The sequence below is a fragment of the Candidatus Nitrosacidococcus sp. I8 genome (genome assembly GCF_945836005.1).
Classification (GTDB): Bacteria; Pseudomonadota; Gammaproteobacteria; order Nitrosococcales; family Nitrosococcaceae; genus Nitrosacidococcus.
This window is the reverse complement of record NZ_OX241534.1, coordinates 1,298,845-1,319,403: the sequence shown is the minus strand read 5'-3', so window position 1 is coordinate 1,319,403 and position 20,559 is coordinate 1,298,845. Positions and strand designations below refer to the sequence as shown.

Sequence of the window (20,559 nt, the reverse complement as noted above, 5' to 3'; positions counted from 1 at the left end):
TTCAGTATGAGCTTAATTACAGAAACTTGGAAAACTTATCTAGATAGTCACTCTAATTTAGAGCCTGATTTACTAGGAGGAACCCAATTAGATTGGCTTCAAAAATTACGGCATAAAGCTTTAGATAATTTTACCTCCCATGGATTACCCACAACTAAAGAAGAAAATTGGAAATATACCTCAGTACGTCATTTAGCCGAATCTCAATTCACTTCTGCCTCTCCTACCTTATCCCCATTAGAACAAATCAGTAGGTATCAGCAGTATTTTTTTGAAAAAGATTCTTTTTTTCATTTAGTGTTTTTAGATGGATATTTCATCTCTGAGCTCTCTAATATTAAAGAGCTACCTCTAGGGGTAGTGATAGATAGCTTATCTCACGGATTAAATAGCCAAGAAGAAAAAATACGGGGAATGCTCACCAGGATAGATGGTGACCAATCTTTCACTGCACTGAATACCGCTTTTCTTACCGAAGGTGCTTATTTCTATTTACCTATAAAAACAGTAGTATCAAAGCCGGTTCACCTTTTATTTATTACAAGTAATCAAAAAAGAGCAGTTGCAACCCATCTTCGTAATCTTATTATTCTTGAACCAGAAAGCGAGCTCTCTATTATTGAACACTATATAGGGCTAGATGAGAATGTGTATTTTACTAATACAGTGACTCATGCCCTTTTAGGTAGAGGTGCTAAACTTGAACATATTAAGCTCCAAGAAGAATCCAAGCAGAGCTTTCATATCTCTAATATAAAAGTACAACAACAAGAAGATTCTCAATTTATCTCTCAGAATATTGCTCTAGGTGGGCAGCTAGCCCGTACTGATATTCATAGTGTACTTGCAGGTCAAGGAGCTCATACGACTCTAGATGGACTATATCTACTCAATGGAACTCGTCATGTAGATAATCATACCCAAATTAGCCATGAACAGTCGCATACCACAAGCAAAGAATACTATAAAGGAGTACTTCATGATAAATCTCGAGCTGTATTTAATGGCCGGGTAGTAGTACGCCCTAATGCTCAAAAAGTAGATGCCCAACAAGCTAATCATAATCTCCTCCTATCTAAAGATTCGGAAATAGATACCAAACCAGAGCTTGAAATTTATGCAGATGATGTGAAATGTGCTCATGGAGCAACCGCAGGGCAGCTCGATAAAAACCAAATTTTTTATCTTCGTGCTCGAGGCATCCCTGAAGAGCTTGCCTATCAACTACTGATTGCTGCGTTTAGTGAAGAGTTAGTAGATAAAATTCCCTTTATCTCAATTCGTGAGCATATTAAAAGCCAGATAAATGCTCAATTTCTTCTGGATAAATAGGGTAAAAGAATTAGCTATGACGATGACAAAAGCAAAACCAAATCCATTTCAATTTGATGTAGAAAGAATACGTTCTGATTTCCCTATTCTCCATCAAGAAATTTATGGTAAACCTCTTGTGTACTTGGACAATGCAGCTACAATGCAAAAACCAAGACAGGTAATAGAAGCCATTGATCATTATTACCGTCAAGATAATGGAAATATTCATCGTGCTGTACATCAATTAAGTGAGCGATCTACTAAAGCATATGAAGAAGCAAGAGATAAGGTAAAACACTTTATTAATGCAGCTTATAGAGAAGAAATTATTTTTGTTCGTAGCACTACAGAAGCGATTAATTTAGTTGCTCAAACTTTTGGTCGTAGCCGTTTAAAACCAGGAGATGAAATTTTAATCTCCTATATGGAGCATCACTCTAATCTAGTACCTTGGCAAATTTTATGTGAGCAAACAGGTGCAATATTAAAAGTGGCACCAATCAATGAGTCTGGAGAGCTACTATTAGATCAGTTTGAAGCACTCTTATCCCCTAAAACCTCCATTGTAGCTATTACCCATGTATCTAATGCGTTAGGTACAATTAATCCAGTAAAAAAGATTATTGAATTATCCCATCATAACGGCACTCCTGTTATTCTTGATGGTGCCCAAGCAATCCCTCATCTTCCTGTAGATGTACAGAATCTTAACTGTGATTTTTATACTTTCTCTGCCCATAAAATGTGTGGTCCTACAGGAATAGGAATTCTGTATGGTAAGAAAGAACATTTAGAAGCGATGCCTCCCTATCAAGGAGGAGGAGATATGATTTTATCTGTAAGCTTCGATAAAACTATTTATAATGATCTTCCCTATAAATTTGAAGCAGGAACACCGCATATTGCAGGCGCAATTGGTCTTGGGGCTGCTATTGACTATCTAAGTGATATTGGTATGGAAACCATTGATTCCTATGAGCAAGAGCTTTTAGCTTATGCAATAAGAGTACTTAGTGAAATTCCAACTTTGCGCCTGATCGGCACGGCTCAGCATAAAGTAGGCGTACTTTCTTTTATTCTAGAAAAAATTCATCCTCATGACATTGGCACCATTTTAGATCATGAAGGAATTGCAATTCGCACAGGTCATCACTGTGCTCAGCCTATTATGGATCACTTTACAGTTCCTGCAACTGCGAGGGCTTCCCTTGCATTTTACAATACTAAATCAGAAATTGATTCCTTAGTCTCTGGAATTAAACATCTTCAAAAGCTATTAGGATAATTGGATAAATAGATGAGTATGTTAGAAAGTTTATATCAAGAGATGATTCTTGATCATCGAAAAAACCCTAGAAACTTTTATCCTATGGAAAATGCTGATTTTTATGCCGATGGACATAACCCCCTATGTGGTGATCGAATCACCGTATTTCTTAAAATGAACGGCGATACAATAGAAGATATTAGTTTTCAAGGGGATGGTTGTGCAATTTCTATGTCCTCAGCATCCCTAATGACTGAAGCTCTTAAAGGTAAAGATGAGAAAGAAGCCAAAGAGCTATTTAAACAGTTTCATCATCTGATAACTCATGAGCACGCCCATGAAGCAGAAATAGGATCATTAGGAAAATTAGAAGTGCTGGCAGGGGTAAAAGAATTTCCTATGCGAGTTAAATGTGCCACGCTTGCTTGGCACACCTTTGATTCAGCACTAAGCCATAAAACAGCAACAGTAACTACTGAATAAGCTTATAGTAGGAGAATTTATGTATAATCGAGATCCTATTCCTCTTACTCGAGATTGTGAAGCAGTCCTAGTGCCTAGTGCAGATAGGATCATTATCCCTAAAGATACCGAGGTAGCTATTGCCCAAGACTTGGGGGGTAGTTATACCGTTTATGTTAATGGCAATCTTGCTAGAATCTCCGGTAAAGATTCGGATGCTTTAGGGTTTGAACCTGAGAAAGCTCCGCAGGCACTTGAAGGTGCCTCAGATGAAGAGGTTGAAAAACTCATCTGGGATCAATTGAAAACCTGTTATGATCCTGAAATCCCCATTAATATTGTTGATTTAGGTTTAGTCTATGAGTGTATTATTACTAAATTTGAAGATGGTGATCGGCGAGTAGATATTAAAATTACGCTAACTGCTCCCGGATGTGGTATGGGAGAGGTACTTGTACAAGATATTAAAGAAAAAGTAGAAGCTATTCATGGGGTAAGAGAAGTTTATGCAGAGGTGGTTTTTGATCCGCCCTGGAGTTATAGCATGATGTCAGATGCAGCTAAAATTCAGACAGGTATGTATTGAATAAAAATTCCTATTGGGTACGCCCATAGTGATCTTCAAAACGGACAATATCGTCTTCTCCAAGATAGCTTCCTGATTGCACCTCAATAATTTCAAGGGGGACTTTACCTGGATTTTCTAAACGATGCTTGATACCTAAAGGAATATAAGTAGATTGGTTTTCAGAAAGTAAAGCCACTTCGTTGTCCCGTATTACCCGGGCAGTACCGCTCACTACAATCCAATGTTCTGCCCGATGATGATGCATTTGTAGTGATAAAGAGGCATTTGGATTGACCATGATGCGTTTTACTTGAAAGCGAGATCCAAAATCTATGCTTTCATAGTATCCCCAAGGGCGATAAACTTTTCGATGACTAATATGTTCTGCTCTGTTTTCTTTTTTTAGCTGAGCAACAATGTTCTTTACATTCTGAGCATAATCTTTGTGAACCACTAAAACCGCATCTGAAGTTTCAATTACCATAGTATCCTTTAGCCCAATAGCAGCAACCATCCGATTTTCTGCTAATACTAGTGAATTTTGTGTAGAATCGAGATAAGTATCTCCCTTAGCTAAATTTCCCTGCTCATCACGAGTATTGGCTTCAAGTAAACTTGGCCAAGCACCCACATCAGACCAGCCTGCTTCTAGAGAAATAACAATTGGGAAGAATGCATTATCCTTCTGATCAGTTAATTTCTCCATCACTGCATAATCAATAGAATCACTAGGACATGAGGTAAAAGCTACCCGATCTACTCGAAAAAAATCTCCATCTTGAACCCCTTTATCTATCGCCTGAGTACAAGCTTGCAGAATTTTTGGTGTATAGGTGGAAATTTTCTCTATCCATGTAGATGCTTTAAACATAAACATGCCGCTGTTCCATAAATAGCGTTTTGTTTCTAAATAGAACTGTGCAGTCTGTCTATCTGGTTTCTCCTTAAAAGATTGCAATTTAAACGCAGTAGGAAGTATTGCACTTTCTGTAATGCTCTCACCCACTTCAATATAGCCATAGCCAGATTCAGGATGGGTAGGTGCTACTCCAAATACTACCGGATGATTTTTTTCGGCAAGTTGATGTCCTAAAGTAATGCATTGATGAAAAGATTCAATATCTCTAATTACATGATCAGCAGGCATGACAAGTAAAATACAGTTTTCTCTTTTATCTAATGCTGATAGTGCTGCTAAGGTAAGTGCTGGGGCAGTATTACGACCGCTAGGTTCTAAAATAAGCTGCTGAGGTATGATACCAATTTGTCGTATTTGTTCTGCAACTAGAAATCGGTGTTCTTCATTACACACGATTAAGGGGGGTAATACATTTTCTAAGTTACCAATACGCAAGATAGTATCTTGGATCATAGTACGCTCTCCAACCAAGGAGAGTAATTGCTTAGGAAAGTGCTCTCTAGAAAGAGGCCATAAACGAGTGCCTGATCCGCCTGATAAAATAATTGGTTGTAGATACATACATTAACCCTAATAAGATAGCTTAGTAAGTTATAGATAAAATAGGTTGTTTTTCTGAGATTAAAACTAGAAAGTTAACTTGAAGTATTATAGAGTTAAATATTGATCTAAATAATAAATTGTGCAAATAAATTTATGAATACACCAACTAAAAACATTGTTTGGCACCAACCTACCGTAACACGTGCTCATAGAGAACAGCTCAATAAGCATAGAAGTGCTACCTTATGGTTTACAGGTTTATCTGGAGCTGGAAAATCTACCTTAGCACATGCTGTTGAAGCTCAACTTGCTGAATTACAATGCCGTACTTTTGTTCTGGATGGAGATAATGTACGCCATGGCCTTTGTGCAGACTTAGGTTTTTCAAAAGCAGCACGTACCGAGAATATTCGACGTATTAGTGAGATATGTAAATTATTTGTAGAATCAGGAGTAATTATACTTACTGCTTTTATTTCCCCATTCCATGAAGATCGGCAGAGGGCGAGAAATCTAATGGGAGATGATTTTCTAGAGATTTATTGTCAAGCTCCTCTTGCTATTTGTGAGCAACGAGATGTTAAAGGTCTGTATCGACGAGCCAGAGCAGGGGAAATTCCAGACTTTACTGGTATTTCTTCCCCTTATGAAGTGCCCGAAAATTCTGAACTAATGGTCAACACCTATACTCAGAGCGTAGAAAATAGTGCTCACCAAGTGATTAAACTATTAAGATCTAGAGCAATTATTCAATCATAAATCATAGCAGCTGCACTATTAGCTCCATTTTCTATGAAGATGTTCCTAATAGAATCTTTACCTCTATTATTTCTTTTATCTTGGGTTCTGGTAGGGTGTTTTCGCTATTATGCAGTGGTTAAAAAGTGGGTAGATATTCCTAATGCAAGATCCTCCCATAGCTTACCTACTCCTAGAGGAGGAGGAATCGTATTTGCTGGGCTATGGCTAGCTATAGCTTTACTTATTTGGGCTATGGGTATATCTATGCAGCACTTAGTTTTACTTCCAGGTGCAATGTTAGTGGTTGCTGTTGGATTTGGGGATGATTGCTGTGGTATTCAGCCTATATGGCGATTTTTAGCACATGCTATCGCAGCTTTTATAACCATATATGGCTTAACTTTATACTCTGACCCATCAATACACTTTAACTATATTTGGTTAGGATTATTTGGGTTAGCAATTATTTGGTCTATTAACCTTTTTAACTTTATGGATGGTATCAATGGTCTTGCTGGAATAGAGGCTTGTTTTATCTTTATGGTAGGAAGCTATTGGCTGTGGCAATCCGGTGCAGAAACTCTAACCTTTCTTTCTTGGGCATTAACTGCAGTAATTTTAGGGTTTTTACTATGGAATTTTCCTGCTGCTCGTATATTTATGGGGGATGGAGGAAGTGGCTTTCTAGGATTTCTTATTGCAGGTTTTGCACTTATAGGAAAATTTTGCTTTAATATCCCCTTGTTATTATGGATAATTATTTATGGCATATTTTGCTTTGATACAACGCTCACTCTAATACGCCGCTTTTTAGCAGGGGATAATTGGTATAAAGCTCATCGAGCTCATGCTTATCAGCGGTTACACCAAGCAGGATGGTCTCATCTAAAGATCGTTGCCGCAATTAGTAGTGTCAATATCTTACTTGTATTAATTAGTTCTTGGATAAATATTCATCGAGATATGATGTTATGGGGTTTTATAGTAGTACTTGTATTACTTACTATTTTATATTTAAGAGTTGAGAAGATAAATCCTATGTATCCATAAGCACTAGAAATTTAGTTTTTATTAATAAAAAAGGAGAAAATAATGAAAAAAGCCATTTTACTTTTATTTTTAATGATTTTAACTTTTACATCATCAGCTTATGCAATTGGAGAAAAAGAACTTGCAATCCGTATCGCAAAACAAACAGAAATTGATCAAAATCAAGTAGAGAGTATTATTACTGCTTTTAAAGATCAAATTGTTACTAGTTTAAAAGAGGGAGATGAAGTTCGACTTAGTAATTTAGGCAAGTTTTATGCTAAACATGCGGATGTTAGAACAGCAAGAAATCCTAGAACAGGTGAACAAGTTCAAGTACCTGCTAAAAACTATTTGCGCTTTAAATCTTTTCCTTCAGGAAGTGCTCAAATAAATTGATGATATTCCTCAGAGAGGAGTTGAGCGTAGAATAAACCATAATTTGGTGCTATATTCCAATCTGGTATTGTTAATATTGATACCAACGATATTAGACTACGGTAATCTCCTTCTAGCATGGGGCAGAAGTTGTTTCTTATCTGCCCCCTCTAATATAAATATTATCTATATTTTTATACTAAATAGATACTAGAAATATTAGCTTATCTTAATACTGCATTGTGTATGCAACACCTCTATACCTTAATTTATCTCCTTCTAAAATCATAGGATTACACCTGGTTTTCGTACATGGCAATGCATTAGTTGCTTTAAATTTCTTAGATTTTCCTTGGCAGCTACACATAATTATTTTCATTTTTATAGGCGTAAATTTATGGTTTTCGTACATGGCAATGCATTAGTTGCTTTAAATTTCTTAGATTTTCCTTGGCAGCTACACATAATTATTTTCATTTTTATAGGCGTAAATTTATTTAGGAGTATTAGAAGATACGCTTTTCTTTCCTGTCTAAATTCGATTACTCAGCTTATTTGGCAACAGAAAGATACTTGGCATTTAGTTCAAAAAAATGGGATAAGCTATACTGGTGTATTATTAGCTAATAGCTTTATTAGCACATATTTAGTAATCCTGAATTTTAAGATAGCCTCTTGCTGGCAGCCTATTTATGTTATTTTGCTTAAAGATAATGTAAGTCAAATCTCTTTTAGAAAGTTGCGGGTACGTCTACGGCTTACTCATTTCTAGAATAGTGTGTGGTATAATAACCTTTTGGAGTAAGAATAGTATCTTTAGCTACCCTAGCTTGATTAGGATAATCTAAGATATAGTGTAGTCCTCGACTTTCTTTTCGATCTAGAGCTGAGAGAATAATTAGATCGGCTACAGTAGCTAAATTTCTTAACTCAATCAAATCGTTAGTAATACGAAAATTACTATAGTAATCGGTGATTTCTCGTACTAACAGATCAATACGGTGCTTTGCTCTTTCAAGTCGCTTTACAGTCCGTACTATACCTACATAATCCCACATAAAACGACGTAGTTCATCCCAGTTATGGGCAACAACGATCTCCTCTTCTGAGTCAATAACTTGACTTTCATCCCAAAGAGGTAAGTTTTCGGGTTGAGGTACATTGATAATATTCTTATTGATATGGTTTGCGGCAGATCTAGCAAATACAAGACATTCTAATAGAGAATTACTTGCCATCCGATTTGCCCCATGGAGCCCTGTGTGTGCTGTCTCTCCAATCGCATAGAGATGTGGAAGATCAGTTTGACCATAAAGATTTGCCATTAATCCGCCACAAGTATAATGAGCAGCAGGTACTACAGGGATAGGATCTTTAGCAATATCAATTCCGAATTCTAAGCAACGAGCATAAATAGTAGGAAAACTTTGGCGAATAAAAGATTTAGGTTTATGGCTAATACTTAAGTAGACATGATCAATACCCAATCGCTTCATTTGATGATCAATTGCACGAGCGACAATATCCCGAGGTGCTAACTCTTTACGTTCATCAAAAAGATGCATAAATGAGAGACCATCTGGTAATAATAATAGCCCTCCTTCTCCCCTCAAGGCTTCAGTAATAAGAAATGATTTAGCGTTAGGGTGGTAAAGACAAGTAGGGTGAAATTGGACAAATTCCATATTGGCTACTCTGCATCCAGCACGCCAACCCATAGCTATCCCATCTCCAGTGCATACATCAGGATTACTGGTATACAAATAGGCTTTTCCTGCACCGCCTGTAGCAATAACTACATAACGTGCACTAAAGGTATCTACCTTATTTGTAGTAGTATTAAAAACATAAGCCCCTAAGCACTGATTACTTTTAGTACAATTACCCAATTTATACTGAGTAATTAAATCAATTGCGATATGATTCTCAAAAAATTCAATATTTGAGTGCTGTTTTGCAAGTTCTACTAGTTTAGTTTCTACGGTCCATCCAGTAGAATCTGCGGCATGAATTACTCGGCGATGACTGTGGCCTCCTTCTTGAGTTAGATGGTAGTGAGTTTTAGCACTTTTATCTCGAGTAAATATAGTACCTTCCTGAATGAGCCAATCAATTGCGCTTTTAGCTTGTTCTACTGTAAATTGAACTGTTTCTTTATGGCATAGTCCAACCCCCGTACGCATAGTATCTTCTATATGGGATTGGGTAGAATCTTTTTTATCTAAAACTACTGAAATGCCTCCCTGAGCATAGAGGCTAGCTCCTTCTTCAAGATTACGTTTTGCTAAAACAGCTATTTTGAGCTTTGATTCTAAGTGAAGAGCAAGGGTTAACCCTGCTGAACCGCTTCCAATAATTAATACATCATAATTACGAATCATTTGAAAATAATTACTATAATAGAGCTAGATCTTTTGAAATCAGATAATTAAATAAACTCAGTATAAGATAGTTAAAATAAATACGTAAAAAATTAGTGTATATGTATTGTGAACTACCCAAAAATAGAGATGTCTCTGATGCTGATAGGGATCTTATTCATCCATAAGATAGATTAGCAACCATAATGAGTGAGAGGCAAGTTGATTATGATCTAGTTCAGCGTGTTCAGCGTGGGGATAAGAAAGCATTTGATATGCTAGTTTTGAAGTATCAACAAAAAATATTAAGGCTTATTTCTCATTATATACGTGATTCAGGGGACGCATTAGATGTAGCACAGGAAACTTTTATCAAAGCTTATAGGGCGCTGCCTCGCTTTCGGGGCGAAAGTGCATTTTATACTTGGTTATATCGTATCGCAATTAATACTGCCAAAAACTACTTAATTGTACAAAATCGACATCCTCCTGAAAATGATACAGATATTAAAGATTATGTTGTTGAAACATACTTAAAAGATCAAGCTACTCCAGAGCATTTATTAATCCGAGATGAAATCGCACAAACAATAGATAAAACAATTAATGAGTTACCAGAAGAGTTACGTACGGCAATTATTTTGCGTGAGCTAGAGGGCTTAGGTTATGCTGAAATTGCTGAAGTTATGGACTGTCCCATTGGTACTGTACGTTCTAGAATTTTCCGGGCAAGAGAGGCAATTGATGAAAAAATTAATCCTTTTTTAGCACATTTTACCTAATAATATTTTTAAATTTATAGCCATAAAAGGTTGAGTATATTATGAGCAATTGCGTTAATGAACAATTATCAGCACTTATGGATGGAGAGCTTCCAGTAGAAGAATTAGATTCGGTATTATTAGCATTTAAAGATGATAATCTAATTCGCAATCACTGGCAGCACTACCATTTTATTAGGGATTCTATGCAAAGGAATTTATCAAATGATCCCGCTCTCGATCTTTCTATAAGAATTTCTGAAGCTTTAGAAGCTGAACCTATTTTTTTAATTCCAGTTCAGGAAAATAAGCAAAAATATAAGCAATCTACTCTATTTGGAAAGTTAGACTTAAAACAGGCTTCCTCATTAGGATTAGCTTTTGTAGCATCACTCAGTGCAATAGCATTTGGGTTACATATCTTATTGAATAAGCCAATTTTACCAGACGCAGAGTCAGTTACCTTAGCAACGCAAAATATATCAAATATAAATATGAGTCCTGTTGTTAGTGTAAATAGTACTCGTTGGACAGTTCCCGATCCCAAAGTTAAACAGCAACTAAACACTTATTTAGTGAACCATACTGAGTATATTGATACATCGGGTATACTTGGTTATGGGCGAATTGTTTCTTATGAAGATCACCAATAACAGATATTTTAAACTGCTCGCTATTATCGTGGTGATCGCTCCATACTCGATAGTCGTTGCAGATTCTAACACCTTTAATCCTGCATTAGCTTTGATTAGCCAAATGGAATACGCATCAAAGCATTTAAACTATAAAGGGGTTTTTGTTTATTTACGCAATGATCAATTAAAAGCCATTCATATTGTTCATAAAGTAGATAAATATGGAGAATATGAGCGGCTAACTTCTCTGAATGGTCCTCCTAGAGAAATCATTCGAGATAAAGAATCTATTACCCATATCCTCCCTAACAAAAAAGAAAATATCGAGGGAGATTTCAATAGTGGGAATGGTTTCTTAAGAAACTTCTCGAAAAAATTAAAAGGTATATCTAAATACTATCAGTTCTCTATAGGAAGAAAAGATAGGGTAGCCGGTAGAGAAGCACAAGAAATTATTGTAAGCCCTAGAGATTCTTACCGCTATGGGTATCATCTTTGGGTTGATCCAAATATAGGTCTACTGCTTAAGAGTATTATGATGGGAGAGGATGATGGTCCCCTTGAACAGATTATGTTTACTTCTTTATCATTGCCTACTCAAATTTCCCAGCAAGAGCTATTACCTACCATTGTAGGAAAGAGGGTTTCCCGGAAAAGGGAAGATAAATCCATAAGATCCGATCTAGAAAGTAAGAAAGAAAGTCATTGGAGGATAGATTGGTTACCTCTAGGATTTACTCTAGTTGCTTACGGAAAACATCTATTACCCAATAGTCAGATACCAGTTGAGCATTTAGCCTATTCAGATGGGTTAGGATCGGTGTCTGTATTCATCGAAAGTGCGATTGATAACCATCAAAGTCACTTACATGGTTTTTCAACTTTGGGAGCTATTAATGCTTATGGTACTACCTTATCAAAACACTACCTTACTGTGGTGGGTGATATTCCTCATGCAGCTGTGGAGAAAATTGGTAAATCTATCCGTTATATTAATTAGAATATAATCCAAATTACAGAGGATAAATTTATACTATAAATTAAGTTTAGTTACTCCTTACTTTTATTGAAATTGAAGTAAGAGAATTCCTATATTTTACCTTTTCCTCATTCTACTCTTTAAAATATGGTTTATTTATCCTTCCTAGGGAGGAATATTAGGAGCAAATATGAAGTTTTTTTTGAATAAGCAACAGATATTTTTTTCGATAGTATTACTAATTAGTAGTATTATTTACAAGGTTGAAGCACAAGTACAAAATTTACCAGATTTTACAAAGCTAGTTGAGCAGAATGGACCAGCGGTAGTTAATATTAGTACTACCCAAAAAATTTCAAGAAAAAATGCTGGACTACCTCATGGATTTCCTCCAGTTCCAAAGGGTAGTCCTTTTGAGGATTTTTTCCATCATTTTTTTGGTAATCCAAATGAGCAAGAAGGCCCAGAGCAATTTGAAACCCATTCTCTAGGATCTGGGTTTGTCATTTCCCCTGATGGATATATCATTACTAATTATCATGTTATTCGTGATGCAGATGCTATTATTGTCCGCTTTAGCGACCGTAGAGAATTAGAAGCTAAGGTAGTAGGCAGTGATGCTCGTAGTGATCTTGGTTTGTTAAAAGTCGAAGCGGAAGATTTGCCTACTTTAAAATATGGAGATTCAAATCAACTTAAAGTGGGAGAATGGGTACTTGCTATAGGATCTCCTTTTGGGTTTGACTATTCAGCTACTGCAGGTATTGTCAGTGCAGTAGGTAGAAGTTTACCTGAAGAGAGCTATATTCCTTTTATTCAAACAGATGTAGCGATTAATCCTGGAAACTCAGGAGGACCTTTATTTAATCTAGCCGGAGAGGTAATAGGAATTAACTCTCAAATCTATAGCCGTACGGGTGGATTTATGGGGTTATCTTTTGCCATACCTATCGATGTAGCAATGCGTGCAGTAGAGCAACTTAAAAAAGATGGTCAAGTGACACGAGGTTGGCTTGGAGTTATTATTCAAGATGTTACCCAAGAACTTGCAGAGTCTTTTGGGCTAGAAAAACCGCAAGGGGCTTTAGTTGCTAAAATACTTCCTGATAGCCCTGCTGCAAAAGCAGGAGTTAAGTTGGGTGATATTATCCTAAGTTTTAACAATCAACCTATTTCACGCTCATCATCCTTACCACCATTAGTAGGGCAAACAAAGATTGGTGATCCTGTAAATATGGATATTTTACGGGAAGGTAAGCAGAAAAGTATTAAAATTAAAGTAGGTAAATTACCTGAGGAAGAGGAACTACAAAAAGCGGCAGGTAAACCTGGTCAAGTAACTGAAAAACGCCTTGCTATTGAGGTATCCGACTTAACTGGTGAGCAAAAAGCTTATTTAAATTTAAGCACCGGCATACAAATTACTGAGGTAAAAGAAGGGCCTGCTTTAGATGCCGGAATTCAAAATGGTGATATTATCCTTAAAATTAATAACGTAGAAATAAGCGATATTAAACAATTTCAGGAAATAGCTAAAAAACTACCTTCAGGTAAAAAAGTACCAGTGCTGATACAGCGAGGGGAAAATACTTCGATATTTATTGCACTTAAAGTACCAGATTAGATTATTATTAATCCTTTTATTTACTCTATAGAATGCCGACTAGATACTGAGTTATTTCTACTAGTCGGTATTCTATTATTGTTCCTATGAGTCACTCTACTTATTACAAGTATGCAAAACATTCGTAATTTCTCCATTATTGCCCATATTGATCATGGTAAATCAACAATCGCAGATCGATTTATTCAAATCTGCCATGGATTAGCTGAACGGGAGATGGCGGAGCAGGTACTTGACTCTATGGATTTAGAAAGAGAACGAGGAATTACTATTAAAGCCCATAGTGTATCTCTGCAATATGAAATAGAAGGAGAAACTTATGACCTGAATTTTATTGATACCCCAGGGCATGTGGATTTCTCGTACGAAGTATCCAGATCGTTAGCTGCTTGTGAAGGGGCTTTATTAGTGGTAGATGCGTCCCAAGGAGTTGAAGCTCAAAGCGTTGCAAATTGTTATACTGCTATAGAACAAGGGCTAGAAGTTGTCCCAGTATTAAATAAAATTGATCTACCCTCTGCTGAACCTGATCGAGTTTGCCAAGAGATTGAAGAAATTATCGGTATTGATGCTACCGATGCATTACAAGTAAGTGCTAAAACAGGATTAGGAATAGATGCACTCTTGGCAGCACTTATCCGTAAAATTCCTCCTCCCCAAGGTAATCCTTTAGCTCCTTTGCGGGCATTGATTATCGATTCTTGGTTTGATAATTATTTAGGCGTTGTTTCTCTAATTCGAATTGTAGATGGATGTATTCACCCTAAAGACAAAATCATGATTTTATCGACTGGACAGCAATATCAAGTAGAAAAAATAGGTATTTTTACCCCTAAACCTAAAGAAATTACTCAGCTTTCAGCAGGAGGGGTAGGCTATATTATTGCAGGAATTAAAGAAATAGATGGTGCACCGGTAGGAGATACTATAACGAACGGTGGGCAAGTTGGAATTAAGCCGTTACCAGGGTTTAAGTCTGTAAAGCCTCAAGTTTTTTCTGGATTATTTCCTATTAGCTCTGACTCTTATGAGGATTTAAGAGAATCTCTTGCTAAACTTCGTCTCAATGATGCAGCATTGTTTTACGAGCCTGAAACTTCTCAAGCTCTAGGGTTTGGGTTTCGCTGTGGGTTTCTAGGGATGCTCCATATGGAAATTATCCAAGAGCGACTGGAGCGAGAATACGATGTTGATTTAATTACTACTGCTCCAACGGTAGTTTATGAAGTATTGACTAGTACAGGGAATACTTTACGAATTGATAATCCAGCATTACTGCCTGATCCTGGATCCATTGCAGAAATACGAGAACCAATCATACAAGCTGATATTTTGGTATCTCAACAATATGTTGGTGCGGTAATTAGTCTTTGCGAAGAAAAAAGAGGGTTACAAAAGCAGCTTCAATATCTAGGAAATCAGATTTCCCTTTGTTATGAGTTGCCTTTAAGCGAAGCAGTACTTGATTTCTTTGAGCGGCTTAAGTCTGTAAGTAGCGGTTATGCCTCTCTTGATTATCATTTTCTACGATTCCAAGTAGCAAATTTGGTAAAATTAGATTTGCTCATTAATAATGAGCGTGTCGATGCACTCTCTTTAATTGTGCATAAGGATCAGGCTTATCACAGAGGACGAGAGCTTGCTGAAAAGATGAAAGAATTGATTCCAAGGCAGCTTTTTGATATAGCTATTCAAGCAGCCATTGGTGCCCACATTATTTCCCGCACTACAGTAAAGGCATTGCGAAAAAATGTAACAGCCAAATGTTATGGTGGGGATATTACTCGTAAACGTAAATTATTAGAAAAACAAAAAGCAGGAAAGAAGCGTATGAAACAAATTGGATCCATAGAAATTCCTCAAGAAGCATTTCTTGCAGTGTTAAATGTGGGAAAGAAATCCGCTAAATAACAATATCATTTATCCTTAGATTACCCCTAAGATATTTTACTTATTTATATAGGACAGTTTAATGAAATGTACCTAGATTTTCCTACAGTTATGGTGATTGCTGCGACAATTACAGGTACAGTTTGGGCTTTAGACAGTTGGTTATGGGCTCCAGCAAGACGTAGAAATATGACTAAAGGAGCTACATCAGATACAGAAAAAACAGCTAAAGATCCTATCTTAGTTGAATATGCTCGCTCGTTTTTTCCAATAATTGTGGTGGTTTTAGTATTACGCTCATTTTTAGTAGAGCCTTTTCGTATTCCATCAGGATCAATGATTCCTACTCTTATGGTAGGGGATTTTATTTTAGTCAATAAATTTATTTATGGGATCCGTCTTCCTGCTATTAACAAAAAAATTATAGCCCTTGGTGAACCAAAACAGGGAGATGTAGTAGTTTTTCGCTACCCTAAGAATCCCAGAATAGATTATATAAAACGTGTTATTGGACTGCCTGGAGATAAAATTAGCTATCATAATAAAACTATCTACATTAACGATCAGCCTATGAAGCAAGATCTAATAGGTCCTTATTTTCAGGAAGATACTCTATATAATCATCCTGATGAGCTTCGTATCGAATATTTAGGCGCTCAAGAGCATCAAATTGTTGTTGCACCTAATATTACTTTAGGAGAAGGGGAATATGAAGTTCCAGAGGGTCATTATTTTATGATGGGGGATAATCGTGATCGAAGTAATGATAGCCGGTTTTGGGGTGTTGTTCCAGAAGAGAATTTAATTGGCAAAGCATTTATGGTTTGGATGAGCTGGGATTGGGATAAAGGTGGTGTAATTTTAGATCGCATTGGAAATAAAATAAAATAAATATAATTGATTACATGATATATTAGCTATCCTGTGAGCAACTTAGAACAAATCTATCGGAAAATAGGCTATTATTTTACGGATTCATCTTTGTTAATTCAGGCACTTACCCATCGCAGTGCTTGCAAGGAAAATAACGAGCGTCTAGAATTTTTAGGGGACTCTATTCTTAATTTTTTAATTGCTGATCTTCTCTATAATCGATTTTCAGCTGCCCAAGAAGGAAAGTTAACTAGAATCAGAGCGAGCCTAGTAAAAGAGGAAACACTAGCAACCTTAGCACGAGAACTTAATATTAATAACTATCTCATCTTGGGTCCTGGTGAAATAAAAAGCGGTGGCTATCAGCGAAACTCCATTCTTGCAGATGCTTTTGAAGCTATCATTGGAGCGTTATATTTAGATGGCGGGCTAAAGCGTTGCTATCAAATCGTAGCTTCTCTTTATGAAAATCGACTTAAATCAGTTACGCAAGAGATATCTTTAAAAGATCCTAAAACACGCCTTCAGGAATATCTTCAAGCACGCCAACTTCCTTTGCCAGATTATCACTTAAGCAAAATTAGTGGGGAATCCCATAGACGAGTATTTGAAGTAGCATGTATTGCTGATAATCTTCCAACTAAAATAGGGATAGGAAGTAGTCGTCGCAGAGCAGAGCAGGCCGCTGCAACCCAAATTCTTGCATTATTAGAGGAATAAAGTATACAACATCAATCAATGGAAAAAAATATACTGACTTCTTGTGGTTATGTAGTTTTGATTGGGCGACCTAATGTAGGTAAATCAAGCTTACTTAACCGCATATTAGGTCAAAAAATAAGTATTACTGCCTATCGTCCTCAAACAACTCGGCATCGGATATTAGGAATAAAAACCTTAGCCAACACTCAAATTATTTATATCGATACACCTGGAGTACAGAAAAAAGAGTATCGCACAATTAATAATTATTTAAATAAGGTAGCTAATTCTACGCTTAATGAAGCAGATATCATACTTTTCTTAGTAGAAGCTCATCGATTTACTCAGGATGATGAATTAATTCTAGAAACTTTAAAAGATATTCAGATTCCTATTCTTCTTGTACTTAACAAAATAGATCGAATCACCCAAAAACATGATTTACTTCCCTGTATAGAGTTTTTTACAAAAAAATATAATTTTAAGGAAGTTATTCCCATATCAGCCCAAAAAGGTGATAATTTACCTGTTTTAGAACGTAGAGTTGCTGAATTACTCCCCAAAAGATCTTTTATCTACCCAGAAGATCAAGTAACTAATTGTAGTGAACGTTTTTTGGTGGCTGAATTAATTCGTGAAAAACTAACCCGCCATTTAGGTCAAGAACTTCCTTATGCAATTACTGTATCCATAGAATCTTTTGAACAAGATAGAGAAATTTGCCGTATTGCTGCAGTAATTTATGTGGAGCGATTAGGTCAAAAAGCAATTGTTATTGGGAAACAGGGAGCAGGATTAAAGCAAATTGGCTATGAGTCTAGGGTTGCGATGGAAAAAATGTTAGATTCTAAAGTCTATCTTAAATTATGGGTAAAAGTATGCGAGGGATGGTCAGACAACAAACAGTTACTCCATAAACTTGGTTATAGTAATGATCCAGCATATTTATCAACCATTATTTAGTTATTAATAAAATATACCTTATAGGTTACGCACTTGATAAAGGACTTTTCTCGAATTCAGCGACTTCCGCCCTATGTTTTTAACATTGTTAATGATTTAAAAGCGACAGCTCGTGCCAGAGGAGAAGATATTATTGATTTTGGGATGGGAAACCCGGATCAAGCAACTCCAAAACATATTGTAGATAAATTAGTTGAAGCAGCACAACGTCCTAACACACACCGTTACTCTGTATCGAGGGGTATTCCTAGATTGCGTCGTGCTATCTGTCAGTGGTATCGCAAATACGATGTTGAGCTAGATCCTGAAACCGAAGCTATTGTTACCATTGGATCTAAAGAAGGGTTAGCCCATCTAGCACTAGCCACTCTCGGTCCTGGAGATGCGGTATTAGTACCTAACCCTGCTTATCCTATCCATCCCTATGGAGTCATTATTGCCGGTGCGGATATTCGCCATGTTCCTTTAGTGGTAGGTGGGGATTTTTTTGCAGAGTTAGAAAAAGCGATTAAAGATATTTGGCCCCGCCCAAAGATGTTGATCTTAAATTTTCCAGCAAATCCTACCGCTCAATGTGTAGATTTAGCCTTTTTTGAAAAGGCAATTAATATTGCTAAGGAGTACAATCTTTGGGTGGTTCATGATTTAGCCTATGCAGAAATTGCCTTTGATGGCTATCGTGCTCCTTCTATATTACAGGTGCCCGGTGCAAAAGAGGTCGCTGTGGAATTTTATTCTCTATCAAAAACCTATAATATGCCAGGTTGGCGAATAGGATTTATGTGTGGAAATTCTACTTTAGTTGCTGCCCTTGCTCGAATGAAATCCTATTTAGATTACGGTACTTTTACCCCGATTCAAGTTGCAGCGATTGCTGCTCTAGAGGGACCTCAAGATTGTGTAAAAACCATAGCAGATAACTATTGCAAACGCCGTAATGTACTTTGCCAAGGATTAATTGATATAGGCTGGCAAGTTGAATTTCCAAAAGCGACTATGTTTGTTTGGGCACCTATCCCAGAGGATTTTCGCCATCTTGGATCTTTAGAATTTTCTAAAAAACTACTTAATGATGCAAAAGTAGCCGTATCTCCGGGGGTAGGATTTGGCTCTTATGGAGATCAACATATTAGGTTTAGTTTAATTGAAAATGAACACCGTACTCGACAAGCTATTCGAGGAATACGACAAATGCTAAAGCAGGCTTAATAACAACTATCATGGAGGAAAAGGGTTGGAACCAGTTAAGGTAGGATTACTTGGATTAGGTACCGTAGGTAGCGGTACAGTGAATGTACTTTTACGTAATGCAGAAGAGATTTCTCGTCGGGCAGGACGTAATATTAAAATTTATAGAATCGCAACTCGTAACCCTAAAAAACAACACCAATGTGATTTAACTGGCATTAATTTAACAGCTGATCCTTATGAAATCGTCACAGATCCCCAAGTAGATGTAGTGTTAGAACTGATTGGTGGCACAGATGTTGCGTATCAGTTAGTTCTTCAAGCAATTACTCATAAAAAGCATGTGGTTACCGCTAATAAAGCCCTTATTGCCCACTATGGCAATGAGATTTTTGCAGCAGCGCAAAAAGCTGGAGTGATGGTTGCTTTTGAAGCAGCTGTGGGAGGTGGTATCCCTATTATTAAAGCCCTTCGAGAAGGGCTTGCTGGAAATAGAATTGAGTGGTTGGCAGGAATTATTAATGGTACTAGCAATTTTATTCTCACTGAAATGCGAGATAAGGGATGTAGCTTTACCCACGCCTTAGATGATGCTCAAAAAAAAGGTTATGCAGAGGCAGATCCAAGCTTTGATATTGGTGGGATCGATGCGGCTCATAAATTGACTATACTTGCTTCCCTTGCTTTTGGAATTCCATTACAATTCCAGAAAACTTATATTGAAGGGATTGAAAAAATTGCCCAAGAAGATATCAATTATGCTTATCGGTTGGGCTACCGAATTAAACATCTTGGCATAGCACGGCGAAGATCTACAGGTATCGAGTTGAGAGTACATCCTACGCTTATTCCAGATCGTAGATTAATTGCGAATGTAGATGGAGTAATGAATGCGGTTTTAGTAAAGGGGGATGCGGTAGGTGCTACCCTTTATTATGGACCTGGTGCTGGATCAGAACCTACTGCTTCAGCAGTGATTGCTGATTTAATTGATGTAGTGCGCACTTTAACTTCAGATCCAGAAAATAGAGTACCCCACCTTGCGTTTCAACCAAATCTTTTAGTCAATACCCCCATTCTTCCTATTACTGAGGTCAAAACTGCTTATTACTTAAGGATGCAGGCTTTAGATCGCCCTGGAGTATTAGCAGATATTACCCGAGTGTTTGGAGAAAATAACATTAGTATTGAATCAATATTACAACAAGAGCCAATTTCAGGGGAGCAAGATGTCCCCATTATCATTCTTACGCAAAGGGTGTTAGAACAAAATATGGACAAGGCTATTTGTCAGATTGAGCAGCTTAACTCTATTAAAGGAAAAGTCAGAAAAATTCGCTTAGAATCTTTTCGTTAAAATTAA

At 36.8% G+C, this 20,559-nt stretch carries 20 protein-coding genes; 18 read left to right on the top strand and 2 right to left on the bottom strand.

Annotation, left to right across the window (positions count from 1 at the left end; translation table 11 throughout):
* Positions 1 to 6 precede the first annotated feature (6 nt).
* From sufD to sufT, 4 genes are read left to right on the top strand one after another with little or no spacing between them, the layout of a single operon-like run.
* Positions 7 to 1,332 carry a Fe-S cluster assembly protein SufD gene (gene sufD / locus OOL07_RS06535; RefSeq protein WP_264695744.1) on the top strand — a complete coding sequence of 442 codons (1,326 nt, stop codon included), beginning with the start codon at positions 7 to 9 and terminating at the stop codon, positions 1,330 to 1,332.
* Positions 1,333 to 1,348: 16 nt separating this feature from the next.
* Positions 1,349 to 2,599, top strand: coding sequence for a cysteine desulfurase (locus OOL07_RS06530; protein ID WP_264695743.1), 1,251 nt, complete (start codon positions 1,349 to 1,351; stop codon positions 2,597 to 2,599).
* A gap of 12 nt (positions 2,600 to 2,611) precedes the next feature.
* Entirely contained in the window at positions 2,612 to 3,064 is a 453-nt protein-coding gene (gene sufU, locus OOL07_RS06525) for a Fe-S cluster assembly sulfur transfer protein SufU (protein WP_264695742.1), read from the top strand.
* A 19-nt stretch (positions 3,065 to 3,083) separates the two neighbouring features.
* Positions 3,084 to 3,629 carry a putative Fe-S cluster assembly protein SufT gene (gene sufT, locus OOL07_RS06520; protein WP_264695741.1) on the top strand — a complete coding sequence of 182 codons (546 nt, stop codon included), beginning with the start codon at positions 3,084 to 3,086 and terminating at the stop codon, positions 3,627 to 3,629.
* Between the two features lie 10 nt (positions 3,630 to 3,639).
* Here sufT and OOL07_RS06515 read toward each other — a convergent pair whose 3' ends face one another.
* On the bottom strand, positions 3,640 to 5,091 hold the full coding sequence (locus OOL07_RS06515; protein WP_264695740.1) for a mannose-1-phosphate guanylyltransferase/mannose-6-phosphate isomerase: 1,452 nt from the start codon (positions 5,089 to 5,091) through the stop codon (positions 3,640 to 3,642).
* A gap of 135 nt (positions 5,092 to 5,226) precedes the next feature.
* On the opposite strand from OOL07_RS06515, the gene cysC reads away from it, so the two are divergent.
* The 4 genes from cysC to OOL07_RS06495 all read left to right on the top strand — a co-directional run bounded on the left by cysC (position 5,227) and on the right by OOL07_RS06495 (position 7,993).
* The gene (gene cysC / locus OOL07_RS06510) at positions 5,227 to 5,832 is read left to right on the top strand and encodes an adenylyl-sulfate kinase (protein WP_264695739.1); all 606 of its coding nucleotides are present in this window, start codon (positions 5,227 to 5,229) and stop codon (positions 5,830 to 5,832) included.
* A gap of 33 nt (positions 5,833 to 5,865) precedes the next feature.
* Positions 5,866 to 6,864: an MraY family glycosyltransferase gene (locus OOL07_RS06505; protein WP_264695738.1), complete on the top strand. Its 999-nt coding sequence runs from the start codon at positions 5,866 to 5,868 to the stop codon at positions 6,862 to 6,864.
* 42 nt (positions 6,865 to 6,906) lie between these two features.
* On the top strand, positions 6,907 to 7,242 hold the full coding sequence (locus OOL07_RS06500) for an HU family DNA-binding protein (RefSeq protein WP_264695737.1): 336 nt from the start codon (positions 6,907 to 6,909) through the stop codon (positions 7,240 to 7,242).
* 376 nt (positions 7,243 to 7,618) lie between these two features.
* Complete coding sequence (locus tag OOL07_RS06495; RefSeq protein WP_264695736.1) at positions 7,619 to 7,993, top strand: protein YgfX; 375 nt, start codon at positions 7,619 to 7,621, stop codon at positions 7,991 to 7,993.
* Here OOL07_RS06495 and nadB read toward each other — a convergent pair.
* A complete protein-coding gene (gene nadB, locus OOL07_RS06490) occupies positions 7,980 to 9,602 on the bottom strand; it encodes an L-aspartate oxidase (protein ID WP_264695735.1) in 1,623 nt (540 codons plus the stop codon). The two genes, OOL07_RS06495 and nadB, sit on opposite strands and share 14 nt — an antisense overlap.
* Before the next feature lie 185 nt (positions 9,603 to 9,787).
* On the opposite strand from nadB, the gene rpoE reads away from it, so the two are divergent.
* From rpoE to OOL07_RS06440, 10 genes are all read left to right on the top strand, one after another.
* Complete coding sequence (rpoE, locus tag OOL07_RS06485; RefSeq protein ID WP_264695734.1) at positions 9,788 to 10,363, top strand: RNA polymerase sigma factor RpoE; 576 nt, start codon at positions 9,788 to 9,790, stop codon at positions 10,361 to 10,363.
* A 41-nt stretch (positions 10,364 to 10,404) separates the two neighbouring features.
* Positions 10,405 to 10,995, top strand: coding sequence for a sigma-E factor negative regulatory protein (locus OOL07_RS06480; protein ID WP_264695733.1), 591 nt, complete (start codon positions 10,405 to 10,407; stop codon positions 10,993 to 10,995).
* A complete protein-coding gene (locus OOL07_RS06475; RefSeq protein ID WP_264695732.1) occupies positions 10,979 to 11,977 on the top strand; it encodes a MucB/RseB C-terminal domain-containing protein in 999 nt (332 codons plus the stop codon). Before OOL07_RS06480 ends, OOL07_RS06475 begins: the two co-directional genes overlap by 17 nt.
* Positions 11,978 to 12,146: 169 nt before the next feature.
* On the top strand, positions 12,147 to 13,580 hold the full coding sequence (locus tag OOL07_RS06470; RefSeq protein ID WP_264695731.1) for a DegQ family serine endoprotease: 1,434 nt from the start codon (positions 12,147 to 12,149) through the stop codon (positions 13,578 to 13,580).
* 111 nt (positions 13,581 to 13,691) lie between these two features.
* Positions 13,692 to 15,491: a translation elongation factor 4 gene (gene lepA, locus OOL07_RS06465; RefSeq protein ID WP_264695729.1), complete on the top strand. Its 1,800-nt coding sequence runs from the start codon at positions 13,692 to 13,694 to the stop codon at positions 15,489 to 15,491.
* Positions 15,492 to 15,557: 66 nt separating this feature from the next.
* The gene (gene lepB / locus OOL07_RS06460) at positions 15,558 to 16,361 is read left to right on the top strand and encodes a signal peptidase I (protein WP_264695727.1); all 804 of its coding nucleotides are present in this window, start codon (positions 15,558 to 15,560) and stop codon (positions 16,359 to 16,361) included.
* 33 nt (positions 16,362 to 16,394) lie between these two features.
* Positions 16,395 to 17,063, top strand: coding sequence for a ribonuclease III (rnc, locus tag OOL07_RS06455; RefSeq protein ID WP_264695726.1), 669 nt, complete (start codon positions 16,395 to 16,397; stop codon positions 17,061 to 17,063).
* 18 nt (positions 17,064 to 17,081) lie between these two features.
* Positions 17,082 to 18,008: a GTPase Era gene (gene era / locus OOL07_RS06450; RefSeq protein ID WP_264695724.1), complete on the top strand. Its 927-nt coding sequence runs from the start codon at positions 17,082 to 17,084 to the stop codon at positions 18,006 to 18,008.
* A gap of 33 nt (positions 18,009 to 18,041) precedes the next feature.
* The gene (alaC, locus tag OOL07_RS06445; RefSeq protein ID WP_264695722.1) at positions 18,042 to 19,217 is read left to right on the top strand and encodes an alanine transaminase; all 1,176 of its coding nucleotides are present in this window, start codon (positions 18,042 to 18,044) and stop codon (positions 19,215 to 19,217) included.
* A 25-nt stretch (positions 19,218 to 19,242) separates the two neighbouring features.
* Positions 19,243 to 20,553, top strand: a complete 1,311-nt coding sequence (locus OOL07_RS06440; protein ID WP_264695721.1) for a homoserine dehydrogenase — start codon at positions 19,243 to 19,245, stop codon at positions 20,551 to 20,553.
* Positions 20,554 to 20,559: the final 6 nt, after the last annotated feature.

What these genes read in the sequence shown, in the direction of transcription:
- rpoE (WP_264695734.1), top strand. Translation starts at nt 9,788, where the DNA reads ATGAGTGAGAGGCAAGTTGATTATGATCTAGTTCAGCGTGTTCAGCGT.
- OOL07_RS06530 (WP_264695743.1), top strand. Translation starts at nt 1,349, where the DNA reads ATGACGATGACAAAAGCAAAACCAAATCCATTTCAATTTGATGTAGAA.
- OOL07_RS06515 (WP_264695740.1), bottom strand. Translation starts at nt 5,091, where the DNA reads ATGTATCTACAACCAATTATTTTATCAGGCGGATCAGGCACTCGTTTA.
- lepB (WP_264695727.1), top strand. Translation starts at nt 15,558, where the DNA reads ATGTACCTAGATTTTCCTACAGTTATGGTGATTGCTGCGACAATTACA.
- cysC (WP_264695739.1), top strand. Translation starts at nt 5,227, where the DNA reads ATGAATACACCAACTAAAAACATTGTTTGGCACCAACCTACCGTAACA.
- OOL07_RS06495 (WP_264695736.1), top strand. Translation starts at nt 7,619, where the DNA reads ATGGTTTTCGTACATGGCAATGCATTAGTTGCTTTAAATTTCTTAGAT.
- nadB (WP_264695735.1), bottom strand. Translation starts at nt 9,602, where the DNA reads ATGATTCGTAATTATGATGTATTAATTATTGGAAGCGGTTCAGCAGGG.
- OOL07_RS06505 (WP_264695738.1), top strand. Translation starts at nt 5,866, where the DNA reads ATGAAGATGTTCCTAATAGAATCTTTACCTCTATTATTTCTTTTATCT.
- sufT (WP_264695741.1), top strand. Translation starts at nt 3,084, where the DNA reads ATGTATAATCGAGATCCTATTCCTCTTACTCGAGATTGTGAAGCAGTC.
- OOL07_RS06475 (WP_264695732.1), top strand. Translation starts at nt 10,979, where the DNA reads ATGAAGATCACCAATAACAGATATTTTAAACTGCTCGCTATTATCGTG.
- sufD (WP_264695744.1), top strand. Translation starts at nt 7, where the DNA reads ATGAGCTTAATTACAGAAACTTGGAAAACTTATCTAGATAGTCACTCT.
- OOL07_RS06470 (WP_264695731.1), top strand. Translation starts at nt 12,147, where the DNA reads ATGAAGTTTTTTTTGAATAAGCAACAGATATTTTTTTCGATAGTATTA.
- era (WP_264695724.1), top strand. Translation starts at nt 17,082, where the DNA reads ATGGAAAAAAATATACTGACTTCTTGTGGTTATGTAGTTTTGATTGGG.
- OOL07_RS06480 (WP_264695733.1), top strand. Translation starts at nt 10,405, where the DNA reads ATGAGCAATTGCGTTAATGAACAATTATCAGCACTTATGGATGGAGAG.
- OOL07_RS06500 (WP_264695737.1), top strand. Translation starts at nt 6,907, where the DNA reads ATGAAAAAAGCCATTTTACTTTTATTTTTAATGATTTTAACTTTTACA.
- lepA (WP_264695729.1), top strand. Translation starts at nt 13,692, where the DNA reads ATGCAAAACATTCGTAATTTCTCCATTATTGCCCATATTGATCATGGT.
- sufU (WP_264695742.1), top strand. Translation starts at nt 2,612, where the DNA reads ATGAGTATGTTAGAAAGTTTATATCAAGAGATGATTCTTGATCATCGA.